Origin of the sequence: Comamonas sp. MYb21 (assembly GCF_037479395.1) — a bacterium.
Taxonomy (GTDB): Bacteria; Pseudomonadota; Gammaproteobacteria; order Burkholderiales; family Burkholderiaceae_C; genus Comamonas.
Genome location: NZ_JBBGZC010000033.1, coordinates 1 through 1,235 on the forward strand (window position 1 = coordinate 1; position 1,235 = coordinate 1,235).

Consider the following 1,235-nt stretch of genomic DNA (forward strand, 5'->3'; position numbering starts at 1 on the left):
TGAATCGCCCCGACTTGGCTAGACACTCTTGAGCCGTTGGGAATGGCGCTGTTCAAACTCGATGGGCGATAGCCCTGCTGCCGACGAATGACGGCGCTGCGAGTTGTAGAACATCTCGATGTAGTTAAAGATATCCGCTCGCGCGTCACTGCGGGTCGTATAGATACAACGTCGGATGCGTTCACGTTTGAGCAGTTGGAAGAAGCTCTCCGCCACAGCATTGTCATGGCAGTTGCCGCGTCGACTCATGCTGCTGACTAGATTATGGTCCCGCAGGAAGGCTTGCCATTCGTGGCCTGTGAACTGGCAGCCTTGGTCGGAATGGACCAGGACCGATGCATTTGGCTTACGTCGCCACAATGCCATCAGCAGAGCATCCAGCACCAGATCCGTATCGATACGACTGCCCATGGACCAACCCACCACCTGACGTGAGAACAGATCGATCACAACGGCCAGGTACAGCCAGCCTTCGTGGGTTCGGATGTAGGTGATGTCTGTGACCCAGGACTGATTGGGTTCGGCCACCTTAAAGTGGCGCTGCAAGTGATTGGGGGCAACCAAGGCTGGCTTTCCACCACGCACTCCTGGCCTTCGGCCATAGCCCGTCTGCGAACGCAAGCCTTCCAGCTTGAGCAACCGTGCCACGCGATGCTTGCCGCAGCGCTCTCCAAGGTCACGCATATCCAATGTCAGCTTGCGGTAGCCATAAACACCACCGCTCTCGAGCCATGCCAGCTTGAGCAAGCCCAGCAGCCTTTGGTCGTCCTTGGCCCGCGGACTCTGCGGTGTCGCCTTCCACGCATAGTAGCCACTGGGGTGCAGTTGCATTACCTTGCACATGCGCCGCACGCTGTGCTCCTGCTCATGGCGCTCGATAAATGCGTACCTCACCCGGACTGCCTGGCAAAGTACGCGGCGGCTTTTTTTAGGATGTCGCGCTCCTCGGTCACTCGTTTAAGTTCGGCCTTTAGTCGCCGCAACTCCTCGGTTTGAGATGCCTGCGCCTGCCGCTCAGGTGCGGGCACTGCATAAAGCTTGATCCACTTGTACAGGCTGTGCTGGCTCACGCCGATCCGTGCGGATACATCGGCCACGCGGTGGCCTCGCTCCGTAATCTGCTTGACCGCTTCAATCTTGAATTCTTCGGGGTAAGGCTGCTTGTTCGTCATGGCACCTCCTATTGGGCCTCAGATTTGAGGCTCAGAGGTGTCTAGGAAACCCGGGGCGATTCA

The 1,235-nt window shown here is 57.8% G+C and carries 1 protein-coding gene; it reads right to left on the minus strand.

Annotation, left to right across the window (positions count from 1 at the left end; translation table 11 throughout):
* Positions 1 to 18: 18 nt before the first annotated feature.
* Positions 19 to 1,172 (minus strand): IS3 family transposase gene (locus WH367_RS24315; RefSeq protein ID WP_339538002.1). Its coding sequence is split into 2 segments (ribosomal slippage): positions 19 to 923 and positions 923 to 1,172, totalling 1,155 coding nucleotides; the frame shifts between segments, so codons are not numbered across the junction.
* Between the last annotated feature and the right edge of the window lie 63 nt (positions 1,173 to 1,235).